This window comes from Streptomyces sp. NPDC088745 (assembly GCF_044751045.1).
GTDB classification, from domain to species: Bacteria; Actinomycetota; Actinomycetes; order Streptomycetales; family Streptomycetaceae; genus Streptomyces; species Streptomyces cremeus.
In genome coordinates this window covers 192,590-209,208 of record NZ_JBIVLB010000002.1, presented here as the reverse complement: position 1 = coordinate 209,208, position 16,619 = coordinate 192,590, and the positions used below count along the sequence as shown (strand labels likewise).

General features: G+C 69.7%; 12 protein-coding genes. 5 read left to right on the top strand and 7 right to left on the bottom strand.

The window, feature by feature from the left end; all coding sequences use genetic code 11:
- The 3 genes from ACIP93_RS05510 (at nucleotide 1) to ACIP93_RS05500 (ending at nucleotide 1,380) form a co-directional block, all read left to right on the top strand.
- On the top strand, nucleotides 1-867 hold the full coding sequence (locus ACIP93_RS05510; RefSeq protein WP_401756020.1) for a GNAT family N-acetyltransferase: 867 nt from the start codon (nucleotides 1-3) through the stop codon (nucleotides 865-867).
- Between the two features lie 88 nt (nucleotides 868-955).
- Nucleotides 956-1,177 carry a Scr1 family TA system antitoxin-like transcriptional regulator gene (locus ACIP93_RS05505; RefSeq protein WP_401756018.1) on the top strand — a complete coding sequence of 74 codons (222 nt, stop codon included), beginning with the start codon at nucleotides 956-958 and terminating at the stop codon, nucleotides 1,175-1,177.
- Nucleotides 1,174-1,380 carry a DUF397 domain-containing protein gene (locus ACIP93_RS05500; protein ID WP_401756015.1) on the top strand — a complete coding sequence of 69 codons (207 nt, stop codon included), beginning with the start codon at nucleotides 1,174-1,176 and terminating at the stop codon, nucleotides 1,378-1,380. The genes ACIP93_RS05505 and ACIP93_RS05500 overlap by 4 nt, the downstream gene beginning before the upstream one ends.
- A 22-nt stretch (nucleotides 1,381-1,402) precedes the next feature.
- Here the strand turns inward: ACIP93_RS05500 and ACIP93_RS05495 are convergent, their stop codons facing one another.
- Nucleotides 1,403-2,680, bottom strand: a complete 1,278-nt coding sequence (locus ACIP93_RS05495) for a hypothetical protein (RefSeq protein ID WP_401756012.1) — start codon at nucleotides 2,678-2,680, stop codon at nucleotides 1,403-1,405.
- Nucleotides 2,681-3,268: 588 nt separating this feature from the next.
- Between ACIP93_RS05495 and ACIP93_RS05490 the strand changes: the two genes are divergently transcribed.
- Nucleotides 3,269-3,658 carry a hypothetical protein gene (locus ACIP93_RS05490; RefSeq protein ID WP_401756010.1) on the top strand — a complete coding sequence of 130 codons (390 nt, stop codon included), beginning with the start codon at nucleotides 3,269-3,271 and terminating at the stop codon, nucleotides 3,656-3,658.
- Between the two features lie 433 nt (nucleotides 3,659-4,091).
- On the opposite strand, the gene ACIP93_RS05485 is transcribed toward ACIP93_RS05490, so the two are convergent.
- From ACIP93_RS05485 to ACIP93_RS05475, 3 genes are all read right to left on the bottom strand, one after another.
- On the bottom strand, nucleotides 4,092-7,430 hold the full coding sequence (locus ACIP93_RS05485; protein WP_401756007.1) for an RHS repeat-associated core domain-containing protein: 3,339 nt from the start codon (nucleotides 7,428-7,430) through the stop codon (nucleotides 4,092-4,094).
- 409 nt (nucleotides 7,431-7,839) lie between these two features.
- Complete coding sequence (locus ACIP93_RS05480) at nucleotides 7,840-8,919, bottom strand: helix-turn-helix transcriptional regulator (RefSeq protein ID WP_401756004.1); 1,080 nt, start codon at nucleotides 8,917-8,919, stop codon at nucleotides 7,840-7,842.
- Nucleotide 8,920: 1 nt separating this feature from the next.
- Complete coding sequence (locus ACIP93_RS05475; protein ID WP_345228460.1) at nucleotides 8,921-9,841, bottom strand: DUF4097 family beta strand repeat-containing protein; 921 nt, start codon at nucleotides 9,839-9,841, stop codon at nucleotides 8,921-8,923.
- Nucleotides 9,842-9,991: 150 nt separating this feature from the next.
- Between ACIP93_RS05475 and ACIP93_RS05470 the strand changes: the two genes are divergently transcribed.
- Nucleotides 9,992-10,843, top strand: coding sequence for a hypothetical protein (locus ACIP93_RS05470; protein WP_401756001.1), 852 nt, complete (start codon nucleotides 9,992-9,994; stop codon nucleotides 10,841-10,843).
- Between the two features lie 75 nt (nucleotides 10,844-10,918).
- Here the strand turns inward: ACIP93_RS05470 and ACIP93_RS05465 are convergent, their stop codons facing one another.
- From ACIP93_RS05465 to ACIP93_RS05455, 3 genes are all read right to left on the bottom strand, one after another.
- The gene (locus ACIP93_RS05465) at nucleotides 10,919-11,107 is read right to left on the bottom strand and encodes a DUF6104 family protein (protein ID WP_401755998.1); all 189 of its coding nucleotides are present in this window, start codon (nucleotides 11,105-11,107) and stop codon (nucleotides 10,919-10,921) included.
- Nucleotides 11,108-11,198: 91 nt separating this feature from the next.
- Nucleotides 11,199-15,107, bottom strand: coding sequence for a multifunctional oxoglutarate decarboxylase/oxoglutarate dehydrogenase thiamine pyrophosphate-binding subunit/dihydrolipoyllysine-residue succinyltransferase subunit (locus ACIP93_RS05460; RefSeq protein WP_401755995.1), 3,909 nt, complete (start codon nucleotides 15,105-15,107; stop codon nucleotides 11,199-11,201).
- A gap of 292 nt (nucleotides 15,108-15,399) precedes the next feature.
- Nucleotides 15,400-16,455, bottom strand: a complete 1,056-nt coding sequence (locus ACIP93_RS05455) for an ATP-binding protein (protein WP_401756992.1) — start codon at nucleotides 16,453-16,455, stop codon at nucleotides 15,400-15,402.
- Between the last annotated feature and the right edge of the window lie 164 nt (nucleotides 16,456-16,619).

The window sequence follows — 16,619 nt, the reverse complement described above, 5'->3', positions numbered from 1 at the left end:
ATGACGATCGTTGTGAACGAACCCGGTGTCGACGGACTGACCGAAGCCGTGGACGCGCTCCGCGCCTGGCAGGACGACCGGACGCCGTTCCAGCTCCACCCGGGAGACCTCGGCTGGGCGTGGGCGCTGGGCGCGGAGAAGGTGGCCGCCGCCGTCCGTACCTGGAGCGCGGACGGGCGGATCGTCGCCGTCGGATACCTGGACGGCCCCGATGTGCTGCGCCTGACGACCGCGCCGGACCTGCGGCAGGACGAGGCTCTGGCGCGGCAACTGCTGGCGGACTTCAGCGACCCGGGGCGCGGAGTGCTCCCGCCCGGAGAGGCCGGTCTCGAGGTCCCCACCGGAGCCCTGCTCCGCGAGGTCCTCCTGGAGGCGGGCTGGAATCCGGGCGCACCGTGGACGCCGCTGCGCCGCGACCTCACCGCTCCGGTGGAGGACTCCGGGCTGCGCATCGAGGTGGCCGGCCCGCGGACGGCGGCGACACGGACCGCGGTGCACCGCTCGGCCTTCGGCAGCCCGATGTTCACCGAGGAGGTCTGGCACGTCCTGGCGGCCGGACCGGTGTACGCCGACGCCCGCTGCCTGATCGGCTACGACGACCAGGACAATGCGGTGGCCGCGGCGACGGTCTGGTCGGCCGGCCCCGGAAAGCCCGGCCTGCTGGAGCCGATGGGCGTGCACGCCGACCATCGCGGCCGCGGCCACGGGAGGGCGATCAGCGTCGCCGCCGCGGCGGCGCTGCGCGAGATGGGCGCGTGCAGCGCGCTCGTCGCCGCCGAGGGCTCGAACACGGGCGCCGCCGCCACGTACAGGGCCGCCGGATACGAGCCGTCGCCCGAACGACTGGACATCGTCCGGCCCGCCTGACCGTCAGGCGGCGGCCCTGCGGGGACCCCGGCTGGCACTTGACCTCAATCTCGGTTGACGTAGGGGAGTCCTCGCACCGAAGTCCGACGTGCGCGGCGATCTCGGCGACCCCGCGTCGCTGGGTACGGCCCCGGAGGCCGTCGTGCAGGACACCATGGCCAACAGCGTGAACCTCGAAGACCACGAGGACATGGCGGGCTACCTGCACGCCCACGAGGCGCTGCGGTCGGCGGCCCTGACGCCGGACAGGAGTCTCACCTTCATCCGGCAGTTGATGAACGGCATCGCCACGGAGAACGAGGAAACGTGAGCGAACAGCAGATCGTCACCCCCTTCGCGAAGTCGACCCACTCCGGGGGAGCCTCTGCCGACGAATGCGTGGAGGTCGCGCAGACGGCCGACGGAGGCCGGGCCGTATGGGACACCGAGGACCGTGCCCGGGACACCCAGTTCCATGACCCCGCCGCCTGGGGCGAATTCCTCACCGCGGTGAAGGCTGACACCTTCCGCTAGCGCGCACCGTCCCGAGCCCGGCTCAGTAGTCACGGGGCGGGTCGGGCACGACAACCGCACCGGTCACCGCGTCCACCCGTACCGCCCGCTCGGCCCTGCCGCCCGTACCGACGTTCACCAGCCACAGCGGACGCCACAGACCGCCCACCTGCTCGGCCAGCAGGAAGCCCGGACCGACGGCGGTCCGCCCACTCGCCGCCTCCGCACGCCGCTGCGCCTCGGCGCGGCTGAGGCGCGGGGCGGGGAGGGCGGGGTCGGAGGCGAAGCGGGTGGTGAGCGCCATGAGGTTCCCGTTCCGGGCGAGGGTGAAGTCGAGGCGCATCGGCATCAGGACGTGGTGGCGGTAACGCCGGTAGCTGGCCAGCACGGGGCCGTTGCCCGGGCCGAGAGGCTCGACCCGGGGCTGGAGCCCGCGCGTCTGCCCGGGAAACCAGCGTGAACCGAACTCCGCTGCCCATGCCCGCAGTTGACGTACGTTCAGCGAGCCCCGGGTGCCCTGGTGATCGTAGGACTCGGCCGAGAAGATCCTGCGGTGGTCCCAGTCCAGCTCGGTGCGGCCCTTGTCGGTGTAGACGGCGATCCGCAACGGCTGCTCGCCGAGCTGCGGAGTCTGCTGGACGTTGATGACGCGGGCCTGCGGTCCGAAGAGGGCGGTGGAGGTCGCCCGGGCCCAGTCGGCTTGGGCGGGGGTCAGGTCCTGGCCGTCGGAGAGGCCCGCGACGGGGGTGATCGCGCTGTGGAAGAGTGCCAGTACGGCCAGGGCCCCGCCCGCGGTGAAGGCCGCGCCTCGTACGACCTCGGAACGGGGGAAGGCCCCGGCCCGATCACGTACCACGAGGAGAAGCGCACCAGCGCCCCAACCTGCCCCAGCACCAAGGCAGTTGAGGCCGAGGTCGATGAAGGTGCAACTGCGCCCGAGCGGCAGCAGCGCCTGAGCGGCCTCCACGCCGGGAACGACCAGGCAGGTGACGCCGAGAGAAGTGAGCGGACGTCGGGTGGCGAGTACGAGCAGCAGGCACGGGAACAGGAAGATCACCGCGTTGAGCTGTCCCGGGACCGTCTGCAGCGCGCCGTGCAGGGAGGTACCGGTGGCGCACACCCGTTCCACCGGAGCGGTGTTGCGCCCCGGTGCGAGGGTGACCGCGAGCGCGCCGGCGAGCAGGACCGCCGCCGCCGACGCGAGGAGCGCGGACCGGCCCCGGGCGCGGGCCCATAAGGCGGCGGGCGGGCCGACGAGTACCGCCAGAACGAGGAAGAAGACGGTCACACCGGGCAGTGCGTTGACGGAGGCTTCGATCACGGGGGCTTCCCTGAGCAGGAGAAACGCCCGGCACCGGTGTCGCGGGTGCCGGACGGAAGGAGGTGACGCTGGTGAATCAGCAGGGGTTGAGGGGCGGGGTCCAGTACCGCCCCTGGGTCTTCTCCGCCAGGCCGCCGACAGCCGAGCAGGTGGCGGGTACGCATCTCGCCATCAGGCCGACCGCAACACTCTTCCATCCTGCCAAGGAGTCCTCCATGTTCTCGCTCTTGAACGGCTGGGACACATGAAGGCAGGACGGCGGAATGCCGGTCCATCGCATCCGCCAACGGCTCGCTTTGAAGGGTGAATTAGTCGTACGACCCTGACCCGGCCGATCGCGAAGTGTGTGGCTCTGAGCGGTGTCACCGCAGCAGAGATGCTCGGCCTGGCCGGTCGAGCCGTGCGACGTGGGACGAACATCCGACGCTCGCGCGGAATAGGACACCTTCCTGGCAAAGTGTCCTATTCCTCAACGCACACCTGGCTGAACCTCTCCACATTCCGCAGGGCACGTACCGAATAATCGACCCGCCCGATCCTTCTTCCTGGCCGCCACCAACAAACCTACCGAAAGAATTATCGGCGTCAGTGAAAACATTGGGCGTGGGGCCCGGAAATCGTCAGTTAAGGCCGGCCATTTCTCCGACGCACCACAATGACGATCATCATCACCACGACTGCACCAAGGATGGTGAGAAGCAGCCATGTCGGCAGGAGATCCGCACCGCGGTACGCGAAGTTCTGCATCGAATCAGCCAGCCGCATGTTTTCCTCCAGGAAGTGGTTGCTCCTCTTGGGGCTGATGGATCAATTGACGATCTGGCGATGTTCGCAAGGTTCGTGCACGTCCATGGCGTTTCCAAGTGTGCTGGCGGCCATGCTGATGAACTCCGGAAGCAGGCCATCCGGGGCGGCGCGGTGGACGGGGTCGTCTTCGGCGTCGCGGTGAAGGTACCGTCGACGCCGCGGGGACTGTAGCGGTACTCGTTCTCCTTCCCGCCGGTCTCATTGGTCATGACCAGGAAGGAGCCGATTGTGTCTAATTCGTGGACCTGCCGAGTCACCGCGCCGAAAACCGCGACGGCTCTCCGAAAGGACCGTAGGGCCGTCGCGATTCCTCAGACTGTCTGGTACTCATCAGGTGGAACGTTTTCCCTTGTTCGCCCAAATCCCTCCTGCGAACATATATCCCAGAAGGACGAGCAGCAGGATGACTCCGACAGTCAGTCTCAGCCCGTACGCCTGCCCCTGCATCCACGTGAGAATGGGCCATACAATCAGCCCGAAAACGACGAGTCCACCGATGAATACTGCTAGTCGTGCCGAATAATTCTCCACCTATAACCTTTCTGCCGGCTGTGGGTGGAGGAGCGTCCTCCACCCACAGCTTCAGATCTGCTGGTTCAACGTCTTACTTCTTGGCAGCCTTCGCTGCAAAGGCTGCCTTGCCCGCCTTTGCAGCGGCTCCGAACCCACCTGTTACTGCTCCCAGCGCCCCCTGCTCGACGCAGGATTGCGCAATGTTCTTTCCGTCGATGGCCGCTGTGATAGCTCCTCCGATGCACCCTCCCGCTGCGCCTCCGGCGACGGGACCGAAAGCGCCGTCCAAGAGAGTGGAGGCCACCGTTCCTGCTACGGCCCCCACCACGTCACCCAGACTCAGCAGGCCTGAGGGGTCGATGCGGTTGACGGGGTCGCCTTCGGCGTACAGGTACGGGTTCTTCTCCTGGCCGGAGGGGTCCGGCGAGGTGAACCGGCCGATGCGGGGGTCGTAGTAGCGGGCCTTGAAGTGGTAGAGCCCGGTCGGGTCCTGGTAGCCGCCCGCGAAGCGGTAGGGCTGGGGGACCTTTTCGGTGAAGACCCCGTCGACGCCGCGGGGGCTGTAGCGGTACTCGTTCACCTTCGCGCCGGTCTCGTCGGCCAGGGCCAGGACGGAGCCGAGTGCGTCGGTGAGGTAGTAGTACGACTTCCCGCCGGTGGTCATGGAGTTGAGGGTGCCCGAAGCTTCCCGGTTGAATCCCATGTCGCCGGTCGGGTCGGTCTTTCCGGCCAGGCCGAGGGGGCCGTTGTGCAGCGTGGTGTCGCCGTAGAAGAGGCGCTCGGACTGGTCGGTCGAGCCGTACAGGCCCGTGTACTTCTTCCCGGCCACGGTCACCGAGGTCTGCTGCGAGTGATCCGACCAGACCCCGCCCGTGCGGGCCCGCTCGACGCCGCTGGCGCCGTCGGTCTCGTTGCCCGCCTTGTCGTAGCCCCAGCCCGCGGTGGAGCCCGCACGCGAGATGAGCTGGGAGGCGTCGTTGTAGGTCAGGGCGATGCCGGAGGGGCAGCCCTTCGCGGAGCCCTGGGAGGTGAGGTTGCCCGCTGCGTCGTAGCAGTACTGGTAGGACGCGGCGAGGGTGGTGCCCTTCTTCTCCTCGGAGTAGGAGAAGCGGCCCGCGCTGTCATAGGTGTAGGTCTTGGCGAGGCCCATGACGCCGTCGGTGGAGGTGCGGATCTTCGTGCCGTCCTTGGTCGCCGTGCCGGCGACGTAGGAGTACGTGTACGAGGTGTTGGTGAGCGTGCCCTTGGGCGAGGTTGCCTTGATCAGGGTCGGGCGGCCGGACTTGTCCAGGGTGGTGTCCTGGACCGTGCCGCCGGGGTAAGTGGTCTTGGTGCGCTTGTCGTTGTTGTTGTAGGCGTACGTCGTCGTCTTGCCCGCCGGGTCCTTCAGCGCGGTGAGGCGGTTCGCCGCGTCGTAGGTGTAGTCGGTCAGGCCCGCCGGGTCCTTGTAGGTGTCGACGTTGCCGGCCGGGGTGTAGGTCAGCTCGGTCTGGGAGCCGTCCTGGAGGGTGCGGACCGTCTCGCGCGAGAGCGGGTCGAAGGCGTACTTGATCAGCCCGCCGTCGTCCGTGCGCTGGGAGAGGTTGCCGTCACCGTCGTAGACGTAGCGCACCGTGGTCGTGGAGGAGGAGACCTCGGTGATGCGGTCACGGTTGTCGTAGCTGTAGACCGCGTTGACGCCGCGCCCGTCGGTCATCGTCTCGATGCGTCCGAGGGCGTCGTAGGTGTAGGTCGTCTTGCCCAGCGGTGCGGGCGGGGTCACCTCGGTCAGATTGCCCTTGGCGTCGTACTGGAACTTCGTGACCTTGCCACGCGCGTCGGTGAGCGTGCAGCGCTGGCCCTCGAAGCCGCCGCAGGTCGGGGTGCCCTTGTTGTACGTGTACTTCTCCGTGCCGCCGCCGGTGCCCGTGACGGCCACCGACTCGGTGTTGCCCGCCGCGTCGTACGTGTAGTTGGTCTTCTCCCCGTCCGGGGTCTCCTGGTTGCCGGGCAGGTCCATGCCCGACTTCGTGGTATACCCGCCCGCCAGCGCGGTGGCACCGGTCGGCAGCTTGGAGGACGTGGGGTTGTTGCGGGCGTCCCAGCCGTAGACCGTTTCATTGCCCGGGGTCGTCCCCGTGCCCATGGCGTCCGTGGCCGTCTTGACGTTGTGGTTCGCATCGTAGGACGTCGAGCGGGAGTGGCCCAGGGCGTCGGTGGTCTTGGTGACGCCGCCGTCCTTGTTCAGCTCGTAGGTGGTGGTGTGCTGTTCCGGGTCGGTGACCTTCGTCTTCCCGGTCTCGTAGGCGTACGAGTACGTCGGGCCCGTGTGCGCGTCGCCGTTGAAGGCCGTGGCCCGCTGCATCGAGGTGACGCGGTTCTGCGCGTCGTAACCGAAGTTGGTGACCCGGCCGTCCGGGGTCGTGATCCGGGTGAGACGGCGCGAGGCGTCGTACTCGAAGGACGTGGACTTGCCGGCCGTGTCGGTGGTCTTCGCGAGGTCGCCGGCCGGGTTGAGGTCGAACACGGCGGTGCGGCCCGTGTGGTCCTTGGCCTGCCACTGCGAGGCGTCCGTCTTGACCAGGTCGACCGAGCGGCCCGAGCGGGTCTCGGTGAGCTTGAAGCCCTTGTGCTCGGCGCCCTCGTCGTGCTGGGTGACCGTGATCGTGCCGTTGTTGCGGTCGGTGACCTTGGTCAGGGTGCCGCCCGCGTTGTACGTGTCCTTCGAGCCGGACTTGCGGTCGGTGAGGGTGAAGGTGCCGTCCGCGTTCTTCGTCAGGTCCTTCGAGTAACCGGCCGGGGTCGTGTACGTGCCGTCGGCCTTCTTGGTGAAGCGGACCGAGGCGCCGGTGGAGTCGAACCAGGCGAACTCCGTGTCACTGACCTGCGCGTACCGCTCCCAGCCCTGCCACCACCGCTGGGAGACCTTGCCCCACGGGGCGTCCATCGAGTTGTACGTACGGGTGAGCTGGAGGGACTGGCCCACGCCGGGCACGTCGAAGTCGGTGGCGGCGAGCATCAGGTTGCCGGTCGAGTAGTTGACCCGGGCGACCAGGGCGTCCGTGATGCGGAAGTCGGAGATCTTGTGCCAGGGGACCGCGCCCTGTCCCTGGGGGATCTCCGCCAGCAGAGGCGCGGCCGGGGCGGCCAGGCGGGCCTTCTGCGAGGAGCGCGAGCGCTGCTTCTGTGCCGCCCGCCACGCGGCGCGGTCCTTCGACGGGGCCGCCTCCGCGACCGGCGCGGGAGCCTTGTTCGTCCCCACCTTGACCGGCGGGACGGGCAGTTTGGTGGTGGTCTTGCCCCAGACCGAGTTCGCGGGGACCGGCGGCGGCTCCACCGGGTCCGCCATGGCGGTCGGGAGCGCTCCCGCGCCCAGGGCCAGGACCGCCAGGGCCACGGTGAGAGTGCGTCTGGCCCGTACCTGCGCACGGGCAGGGGTGTGCTTCTGCATCAACTTCCCCCCACGGAAAGTCAGATACCGGCGGTCCCAATGACCACCGGAGGCGCACACGTTCACACAGATCCCTCACGGATGTGTGCGCCCTGCCCCCATCTTTCGAACACATGCGCGCAAGAATCAGCCCCTTCTCTTGGAGGGGTAAGTCCTGACATCTCGGGACGGAAGCGGGGGTTCCGAGAAAGGGCGCAGGTGGTGGCGGGGAGAGGATTGGCTTGTATGTGCCTTCGGGTGTGCGGGGGGAATTTGCTGCCGAGAACCTTTTGGTGGGGAGTGCCATGCACGTGAGGAGTGGGACGCTTTCTTGAGGAAGTGTCCTACTTTTTGACAGCCCGCACCCCGGAGCGGTCTTGCTCCGGGGTGCGGGAGTGGCATGGGTGGGCCAGTTGTGTGGTGGGGGCCGTTACTTCTGCGTACCTCGCAACAGGCGGCCGATGTGGGCCGCCGTGCCCGCCAGCCGGGCGCGGGCGTCGGCCAGTTGGGCGGAGGTCACGCCGTGGTCGCGGGCCGTGTCGCGGATGTCGTCGCGGAAGCGGTCCAGCAGGCGGTCCAGTTCGCGGGCCGGGTCCGTGCCGGGCTTGGCGTCCTCGTGGGCCCAGTCGGGGAGGGGGGCCGAGGCGGGGGCGTCCTCGCGGACGGCGTCCTCCCAGACGTCGCCGGAGGGCGGGGCGGTCTTGTCGGCCCGCTCCACCGTGATGTCCGGGGACTCCTTGGGGGCGTCGTGGCCGCCCTTGCCGAAGCGGCCGAAGTCCTTGCCCCAGGCGCGGCTGAACTCCCTCTCGATCTCGGCCAGTCCGTCCCGTACCGCGGAGGGCCAGTCGCCGCGCGACACGTGCTCGCGGACCTGCTCCTCGACCCGGCGGGCCGCTTGCTGCATCTGCTCGCGGGCCCGGTCCGTCGTCTCCTTGGCCTGCCGGCGGGCCTCCTGCGCGTCGTGGCGGGCGCGGCGGCTCTCGTCCTTCGCGCGGCGGGCCTGCTCCTTCCACTCCTGGCGGGCCTTGCGCATCTCCTCCTTGGCCAGCCGCCAGGCCTCCTTGTCGCCCCAGGGGCCGTTGCCCCAGTCGCCCCCGGACTCCTTGCCCGATGCGGCGGAGGCGCCCGAGGCCGCGGCCTGGGCCTTCATCTCGCGGCGCAGGTCGCCCGCGGCGCTCCGTACGTCGTCGCGGATCTCGGCGGCGAGCTCGGAGACGGACTCGCGGATCTCCATCTCCAGGTCGGCCAACTCGCCGCCTCGGTCGGCCAGTTCCGAGCGGCCCGCGTCCGTGATCGAGTAGACCTTGCGGCCGCCCTCGGTGGCGTGCGTGACCAGGCCCTCGGCCTCCAGCTTGGCGAGCCGGGGGTAGACGGTGCCCGCGGAGGGGGCGTACAGGCCCTGGAAGCGCTCTTCGAGGAGGCGGATGACCTCGTAACCGTGGCGCGGCGCCTCGTCCAGCAGCTTGAGGAGGTAGAGGCGGAGGCGGCCGTGGGCGAAGACGGGAGGCATGTCAGAGGACCTTTCCGGAGGGCGAGTCGGTGGGAGGGGTGTCCTGCGGGCCGTCCTGCGGTCCGTCCTGCGGGGCGGCGTCCTGCGGCGCGTCGTCCGTCGGCGGGCGGCGCAGCAGGGCGATCGAGCCGGAGACCGTCGTCGCCCGCAGCTTGCCCGCGCCCGTGCCCAGCGTTCCGGTGATCTTCTTCTGGGCCCACTGGCCCGAGACGCGCAGGTCCTCGAAGGCGCTGGAGACCTGTCCGCTCGTCGTGTTCGCCTCGACCTTCGCGTCGGCCGGGTGGGGGAGGCGGATGGCGACCTCGCCGGAGACCGTCGTCAGGGCGATGTCGGCGGGCCCGTTGCGGGCCGGGTCGACGTCGATGACCATCGCGCCGCCCACCGACTCCGCCCGTACCGACGAACCCGCCCCGTCGACCATCGTCAGGTCGCCCGAGACCGACTTGAAGTGCAGGTCGCCGGTGAGGGAGTGGGCCTCCAGATTGCCGGACACCGTCTCCGCGCTGACCTTGCCGGTCAGGCCGACCAGGGTGGTGTCACCGGTGACGCCGCGCACCTCGGTGCGGCCCCGGACGCCGGAGACGACCGTGCTCGCGCCGACCGCGCCCACACTCACCTTCGTGCCCGCCGGTACGGCGAGGGTGACCGCCGCCGAGCGCTGCCAGCTCTGCCGCTCCAGGAAGCTCAGGAAGCCTTTCGTGCTCTTCCAGGGCAGGTCCTCGTACGTGACGGTCAGGGTGCCGTCCTCATGGGTGACGACCAGCGGCGGGCCGTCGATCCCGGTCACCTCCAGGAGGGCGCCGGCGGCCGGGTCGTCCGTGCCCACGACGTTGACGGCGCCGTTGACGATCCGGACGCGCAGGGCGTCGACGGGCTCCTCGAAGGTGAGTTTCTGCGGTTCGCTGACGGACCACTCGGTCATGGCGATCTCCCGGTCTGGACGTGACGCGGCATTGCGACGCAACATATCGCGTCTTGCCTTCGACACGATATATCGCGGTTGGGTGAAGTCAACATAAGGGCGAGGGGGCAGCGGAGGTGGGCCCGGGTGAAGTGCCCTAACTTGGGTCGTATGTCGCACCCTGCTTCTTCGTCCGCACCCTCCACGAGCGCCACCGGCGCCCTGATCCTCTGCCGGGCGCCGGTCGAGGACGTACGTCTCGCGGCGGCCGTGCTGCGCGAGCGCGCGCTGCTGGCCCCGGCCGGTGACGGCTGGAGCGTCGTCGTGCCCGAGGGCAGGCCCTGGCTGGCCGGGGGAAGCGCGCACGAGCCCGTCGACCGGGTGCTGGCGGGCTGGGCGTCCGCGCTCGCCATCGGCACCGACTGGCCGGTGCTCGCCCTGTGGTGGGACCCCGACCGGACGGGTTACACGCTGGCCTCGGGCTTCCGGCGGGCGGTCGGTTACGAGTGGCTGGCCGACGGCACCCCGCTCGGCGAGGACGAGGCGATGCGGACCTTCGCGGTGCGGCTGGAGCTGGACCCCGTGCACGACATGGCGAGCCTGGAGGCGCTGGCGGAGCCGGACGACGACGCGGACGGGCGGGCCCGGCTGCTCGGGCTGATCGCCGTGCTGCACCGGGTGGGACTGGCGCTGCCGGTGGGACTCACACCGGGGGAGAGTGCGGACCGGCTGCGGGAAGCGGCCCGGGCGGAGTCCGGCGCGCAGACGGTGGAGTGGTCGGGGTGGCGGGACGCGCTGCGGGCGGAGTTCGACGTGGTGGACCGCGGGCCGGTGGGGGCGTGGGTGCGGGGGCCGCGGGCTCGTGCGGTGGGGGCGGCGCAGGTGGTGGTGGGGGCGCCGATGCTGGGGTGGGGGCTGCGGCGGGGCTCCGCGGGGTGGGCGGTCGCGGGAGGGGTGCTGCTGGCACAGGGGGTGACGGGGCTGGCCTACGACCGGGCCCGGGGGGCGGGGGGCACCCCCTAGGGCCGCGAACCCTGCATGCCCCCCCGGCGCTCCCCGCACGGTCGTGCTCCCGTCTCGCACGGGGAGGGGGCGGGATCAGATGTCCTCGTCCTCGTCCTCGTCGTCGAGGCGGGCCAGCCAGGTCGCCAGGCGTTCCACCGGGACCTCGAAGTCCGGGTTCAGGTCCACGAACGTACGGAACTGCTCGGCGAGCCACTCGAAGGTGACCTCCTCCTCGCCCCGCCGCTTCTCCAGCTCTTCGATGCCACGGTCAGTGAAGTACATGCGTACAAGATTACGGGGACACGGGGAGGGCCCGGCCCCGCGGAAACCTCTCCGCGGGGCCGGGCCCTCCGTCACGTACCGGCTTCGGCGACTACGCGTCGAAGACCTCGTTCACCAGGGCCTGCTGCTCCGCCTGGTGGCGCTTGGCCGAGCCGACCGCCGGGGACGAGCTGTGCGGGCGCGAGATGCGGCGCAGGCGCTCGCCGTGCGGGATGTCCGCGCCGACGGCCAGGTCCAGGTGGTCGATCAGGTTGAGCGCGATGAAGGGCCACGCGCCCTGGTTCGCCGGCTCCTCCTGGGCCCACAGGTACTTCTCGGCGTTCGGGTACTTGGCGATCTCGGCCTGGAGCTCCGCGCCCGGGAGCGGGTAGAGGCGTTCCAGGCGGATGATCGCGGTGTCCGTGGCGCCGCGCTTCTCGCGCTCGGCCTCCAGGTCGTAGTAGACCTTGCCGGCGCAGAAGACGACCTTGCGGACGGCGTTGGCGTCCACCTTGTCGTCGCCGATGACGGGACGGAAGCCGCCCGTCGTGAACTCCTCCGCCTTCGACGCCGCCGCCTTCAGACGCAGCATCGACTTCGGGGTGAAGACGATGAGCGGCTTGTGGTGCGGGTTGTGGACCTGCCAGCGCAGCAGGTGGAAGTAGTTCGAGGGCAGGGTCGGCATGGCGACCGTCATGTTGTTCTGGGCGCACATCTGGAGGAAGCGCTCCGGGCGGGCGGACGAGTGGTCCGGGCCCTGGCCCTCGTAACCGTGCGGGAGCAGGAGCGTGACGCCGGAGGTCTGGCCCCACTTCTGCTCGGCCGAGGAGATGAACTCGTCCATGACCGTCTGGGCGCCGTTGACGAAGTCGCCGAACTGGGCCTCCCAGATGACCAGCGACTCCGGGCGGGCCAGCGAGTAGCCGTACTCGAAGCCCATCGCCGCGTACTCGGAGAGGAGCGAGTCGTAGACGTTGTAGCGGGCCTGGTCGTCCGCGAGGTACTGGAGCGGGGTGTAGTCCTCGCCCGTCTCCTGGTCGACGAGGACCGCGTGGCGCTGGCCGAAGGTGCCGCGGCGGGAGTCCTGGCCGGCCAGGCGGACCGGGGTGCCCTCCATCAGGAGGGAGCCGATGGCGAGGGTCTCGCCCATGCCCCAGTCGATCGTGCCGTCGTCGATGGACGCGGCGCGGCGCTGCATCTGCGGCATCAGGCGCGGGTGGACGTGGATGTTGTCCGGGATGTTGACCTGCGACTCGCCGATCCGCTTCACGGCCTCCTGCGAGATCGCCGTGTTCACCGCCACCGGGAACTCGGCCTGCGGGTCGCTGTACGGCGCGGCGGAGGTGGTGGAGGTGGTGGCCTCGCGGACCTCCGCGAACACCTTCTCCAGCTGGCCCTGGAAGTCCTGGAGCGCCTGCTCCGCCTCCTCCAGGGTGATGTCGCCGCGACCGATCAGGGACTCGGTGTAGAGCTTGCGCACCGAGCGCTTCTTGTCGATCAGCGTCACCATCTGCGGGTTGGTGAACTGCGGGTTGTCGCCCTCGTTGTGGCCGCGGCGGCGGTAGCAGATGAGGTCGATGACCACGTCCTTGTTGAACGTCTGGCGGAACTCGAAGGCGAGGCGCGCGACGCGGACCACGGCCTCCGGGTCGTCGCCGTTCACGTGGAAGATCGGCGCCTCGATCATGCGGGCCACGTCGGTGGCGTACATCGAGGAGCGCGAGGACTCCGGGGCGGCGGTGAAGCCGACCTGGTTGTTGATGACGATGTGCACCGTGCCGCCGGTGCGGTAGCCGCGGAGCTGCGACATGTTGAACGTCTCGGCGACCACACCCTGGCCCGCGAAGGCCGCGTCGCCGTGCAGGGCCACCGGCAGGACGGTGAAGTCCGTGCCGCCCTTGTTGATGATGTCCTGCTTGGCGCGGGCGATGCCCTCCAGGACCGGGTCGACCGCCTCCAGGTGCGAGGGGTTCGCGGCGAGGGAGACCTTGATCTGCTCGCCGTCGAGACCGGTGAAGGTGCCCTCGGCGCCCAGGTGGTACTTCACGTCGCCGGAGCCGTGCATCGACTTCGGGTCCAGGTTGCCCTCGAACTCGCGGAAGATCTGGGCATACGACTTGCCCACGATGTTCGCCAGGACGTTCAGCCGGCCGCGGTGGGCCATGCCGATGACGACCTCGTCCAGGCGCGACTCGGCGGCGCTGTCGATGACGGCGTCGAGCAGCGGGATGACGGACTCGCCGCCCTCCAGGGAGAAGCGCTTCTGGCCGACGTACTTCGTCTGGAGGAAGGTCTCGAAGGCCTCGGCGGCGTTGAGGCGGCGCAGGATGCGGAGCTGCTCCTCGCGCTCGGGCTTGGAGTGCGAGCGCTCCATGCGGTCCTGGATCCACTTGCGCTGCTTGGGGTCCTGGATGTGCATGAACTCGATGCCGGTGGTGCGGCAGTACGTGTCGCGCAGGACGCCGAGGATGTCGCGCAGCTTCATCATCGACTTGCCCGCGAAGCCGCCGACCGCGAACTCGCGCTCCAGGTCCCACAGCGTCAGCCCGTGCTCGTTGATGTCGAGGTCGGGGTGCTTGCGCTGCTTGTACTCCAGCGGGTCCGTGTCGGCCATGACGTGGCCGCGCACCCGGTAGGAGTGGATCAGCTCGAAGACGCGGGCGGCCTTGGTGACGTCGTCGTCGTGGCTGGCGTCGATGTCCTTGAGCCAGCGGACCGGCTCGTAGGGGATGCGCAGCGCCTTGAAGACGTCGTCGTAGAAGCCGGACTCGCCGAGCAGGAGGTTGGCGACGACGCGCAGGAACTCGCCGGAGGCGGCTCCCTGGATCACCCGGTGGTCGTACGTCGAGGTCAGGGTCATGACCTTCGAGATGCCCAGCTTGTTCAGGGTGTCCTGCGAGGTGCCCTGGAACTCCGCCGGGTAGTCCATCGAGCCGACGCCCATGATGACCGACTGACCGGGCATCAGACGCGGCACCGAGTGGACGGTGCCGAGGCCGCCCGGGTTGGTGAGCGAGACGGTGACGCCCGTGAAGTCGTCCATCGTCAGCTTGTTGTCGCGGGCGCGGCGGACGATGTCCTCGTACGCCTGCCAGAACTCGAAGAAGTCGAGCGTCTCGGCCTTCTTGATGCCGGCGACGACGAGCTGGCGGTCGCCGTTGGGCTTCACCAGGTCGATGGCCAGGCCGAAGTTGATGTGCTCCGGCTTGACGAGGGTCGGCTTGCCGTCCTTCTCGGTGAAGGAGTAGTTCATCGACGGCATGGCCTTGATGGCCTGCACCATCGCGAAGCCGATGAGGTGGGTGAAGGAGATCTTCCCGCCCCGGGCGCGCTTCAGGTGGTTGTTGATGACGATGCGGTTGTCGAAGAGCAGCTTCACCGGGACCGCGCGCACGGACGTCGCCGTGGGGACCTCGATGGAGGCGTTCATGTTCTTCGCGACGGCGGCGGACGGGCCGCGCAGGGTGACGTACTCGGGACCGGCCGGGGCGGACGTGGCCTCGGCGGCGGGAGCGGGCTTCACAGGTGCGGCCTTCTGTGCGGGTGCGGACGCCTTGGCGGCGGGCTGAGCGGATGCGGGCGCCTGGGCGGCGGGCTCGGCGGCAGGGGCGGCCTGCGCGGGGGCGGCCTGCTGGGCCGGGGCGGCCTGCGCGGGTGCGGCGGTCTGTCCGGCCGGCGCGCTCGCGGGCTGTGCCGGGGCGGACTGGCCGTTCGCGGCGGACGCGGCCTGCGGCGGGACGGCGGTGGACGACGCCTGCGCGGGGGCGGGCTGCCCGGCCGGGGCGGGCGCGGCCTGGGCGGCGGGGGCCGGCTTCTCCGCCGTACCGCCGGTGGCGCCCGGCTTGTAGTCGGCGAAGAAGTCCCACCACGCTCGATCGACGGAACTGGGGTCCTGGAGGTACTGCTGGTAGATCTCGTCGACGAGCCACTCGTTGGGACCGAAGGCGGCGGCTGGGTTCTTCCCTTGCCCGTCCTGGTCGGTCGATGAATGACTTGAGCTACTGGTGGACTGAGACGACACGGCGTTAACCGCCCTCTTCCGCTTCGCAAGGTGGTGGACAGCGGAAATAAAGGCTACGCCTCCCCGGCCGGGAGATGCAGACCGGGCGGTGCATCCGTCGCGTAAGTCACATCGGAGAGCTGGTTTCGGCGCACGAAATGGCGGGAAACAAGCGTGGTTCCGCTGTGGACCGCGCGTCAACCGATCATTGACGAGGGTGCCGAGCCGGGTGCATCCGACCGAGGATGCGACCCTTACCACCGCATCCTGGCAGGACGGACGCAGAACGTCCGTTTCTGGTTCGAACCCTACGTCAATCGCGTGATGAGACGGTCCCCGGAAGGGTGACCTGAATGCGGCAACCGCGCTCGGATTCGGCCACTCCGATCCGGCCGCCGTGCAGATCGACCGCCCAGCGCGCGATGGCCAGGCCGAGGCCCGTGCCGCCGTCGCTGCCCGAAGTGGGCTTGGCGGGCGACTTGCCCTGGTTGAAGCGTTCAAACACCCGGTGCCACTCCGACTTCGGTATGCCGGGACCCTCGTCCAGCACTTCCAGGTCCAGGCTCTCCGGCAGCTCCCCGCGCCGCGCCCGGACCGTGACCCGGCCGTGCGGAGGGGAGTGCTTGACCGCGTTGTCGATGAGGTTGGCGACGACCTGGTGCAGCCGCTCCTGGTCCGCGTGCGCGGTCAGCTCCGGAGGGGAGACGTCCAGGTGCAGATGGACGTCCTTGCGCATGTGGTGCCCGGACCCGGAGGTCAGATTGCGCTGCGCGGCGGCCAGATTGGCCTCCTTCAGCACGCCCGAGAGATACGGCCACACCTCGAAGCGGCGGGCCTTGAGCGGTACGACGCCGTTGTCCAGCCGGGCCAGGTCCAGCAGGGTCTCCACCAGCCCGCCGAGCCGCTCGGTCTGCTTGAGCGCGGTGCGCATGGTCTCGGGGTCGGCGGCGACCACGCCGTCCACCACGTTCTCCAGCACGGCGCGCAGCGCGGCGATCGGGGTGCGCAGCTCGTGCGAGACGTTGGCGACCAGTTCCTTGCGGTTGCGGTCGACGGCCTGGAGCTCCTCGGCCATCCGGTTCAGGGTGGTGGCCAGGCCGCCCAGCTCGTCGCGGCGGTTCTCGCCGTCGATGCGGCCCGTGTAGTCGCCGTGCGCCATCGCGGCGGCGACCTCGCGCATCTCGTCGAGCGGCTTGGTGAGGTTGTGCGCGACGAACTGCGTGATCAGCATCGAGGCGATGATCGAGAAGACCGTGATGAAGCGCAGCTCGGTCTTGGTGGCCAGCGCCACCATCACCAGGCCCGTGGTCAGCGCCACCGACACCACGACCAGTGCGATCAGCTTTCCCCTGATGGTGAAGGGGCGCACCGTGAAGGGCCGGGACACCAGCGCTCCGACCCGGCCCGGCAGGGAGCCGGGGCGCAGCCGCGTCCGCAGCGGACGGCGCACCCGCTGCCCGCAGTCGCCGCATCTGCGCGCCGGGCGCGAGGGTTCCCGCCGCTGTACCGGCACCCGCCGTCGCAACGGTCCGC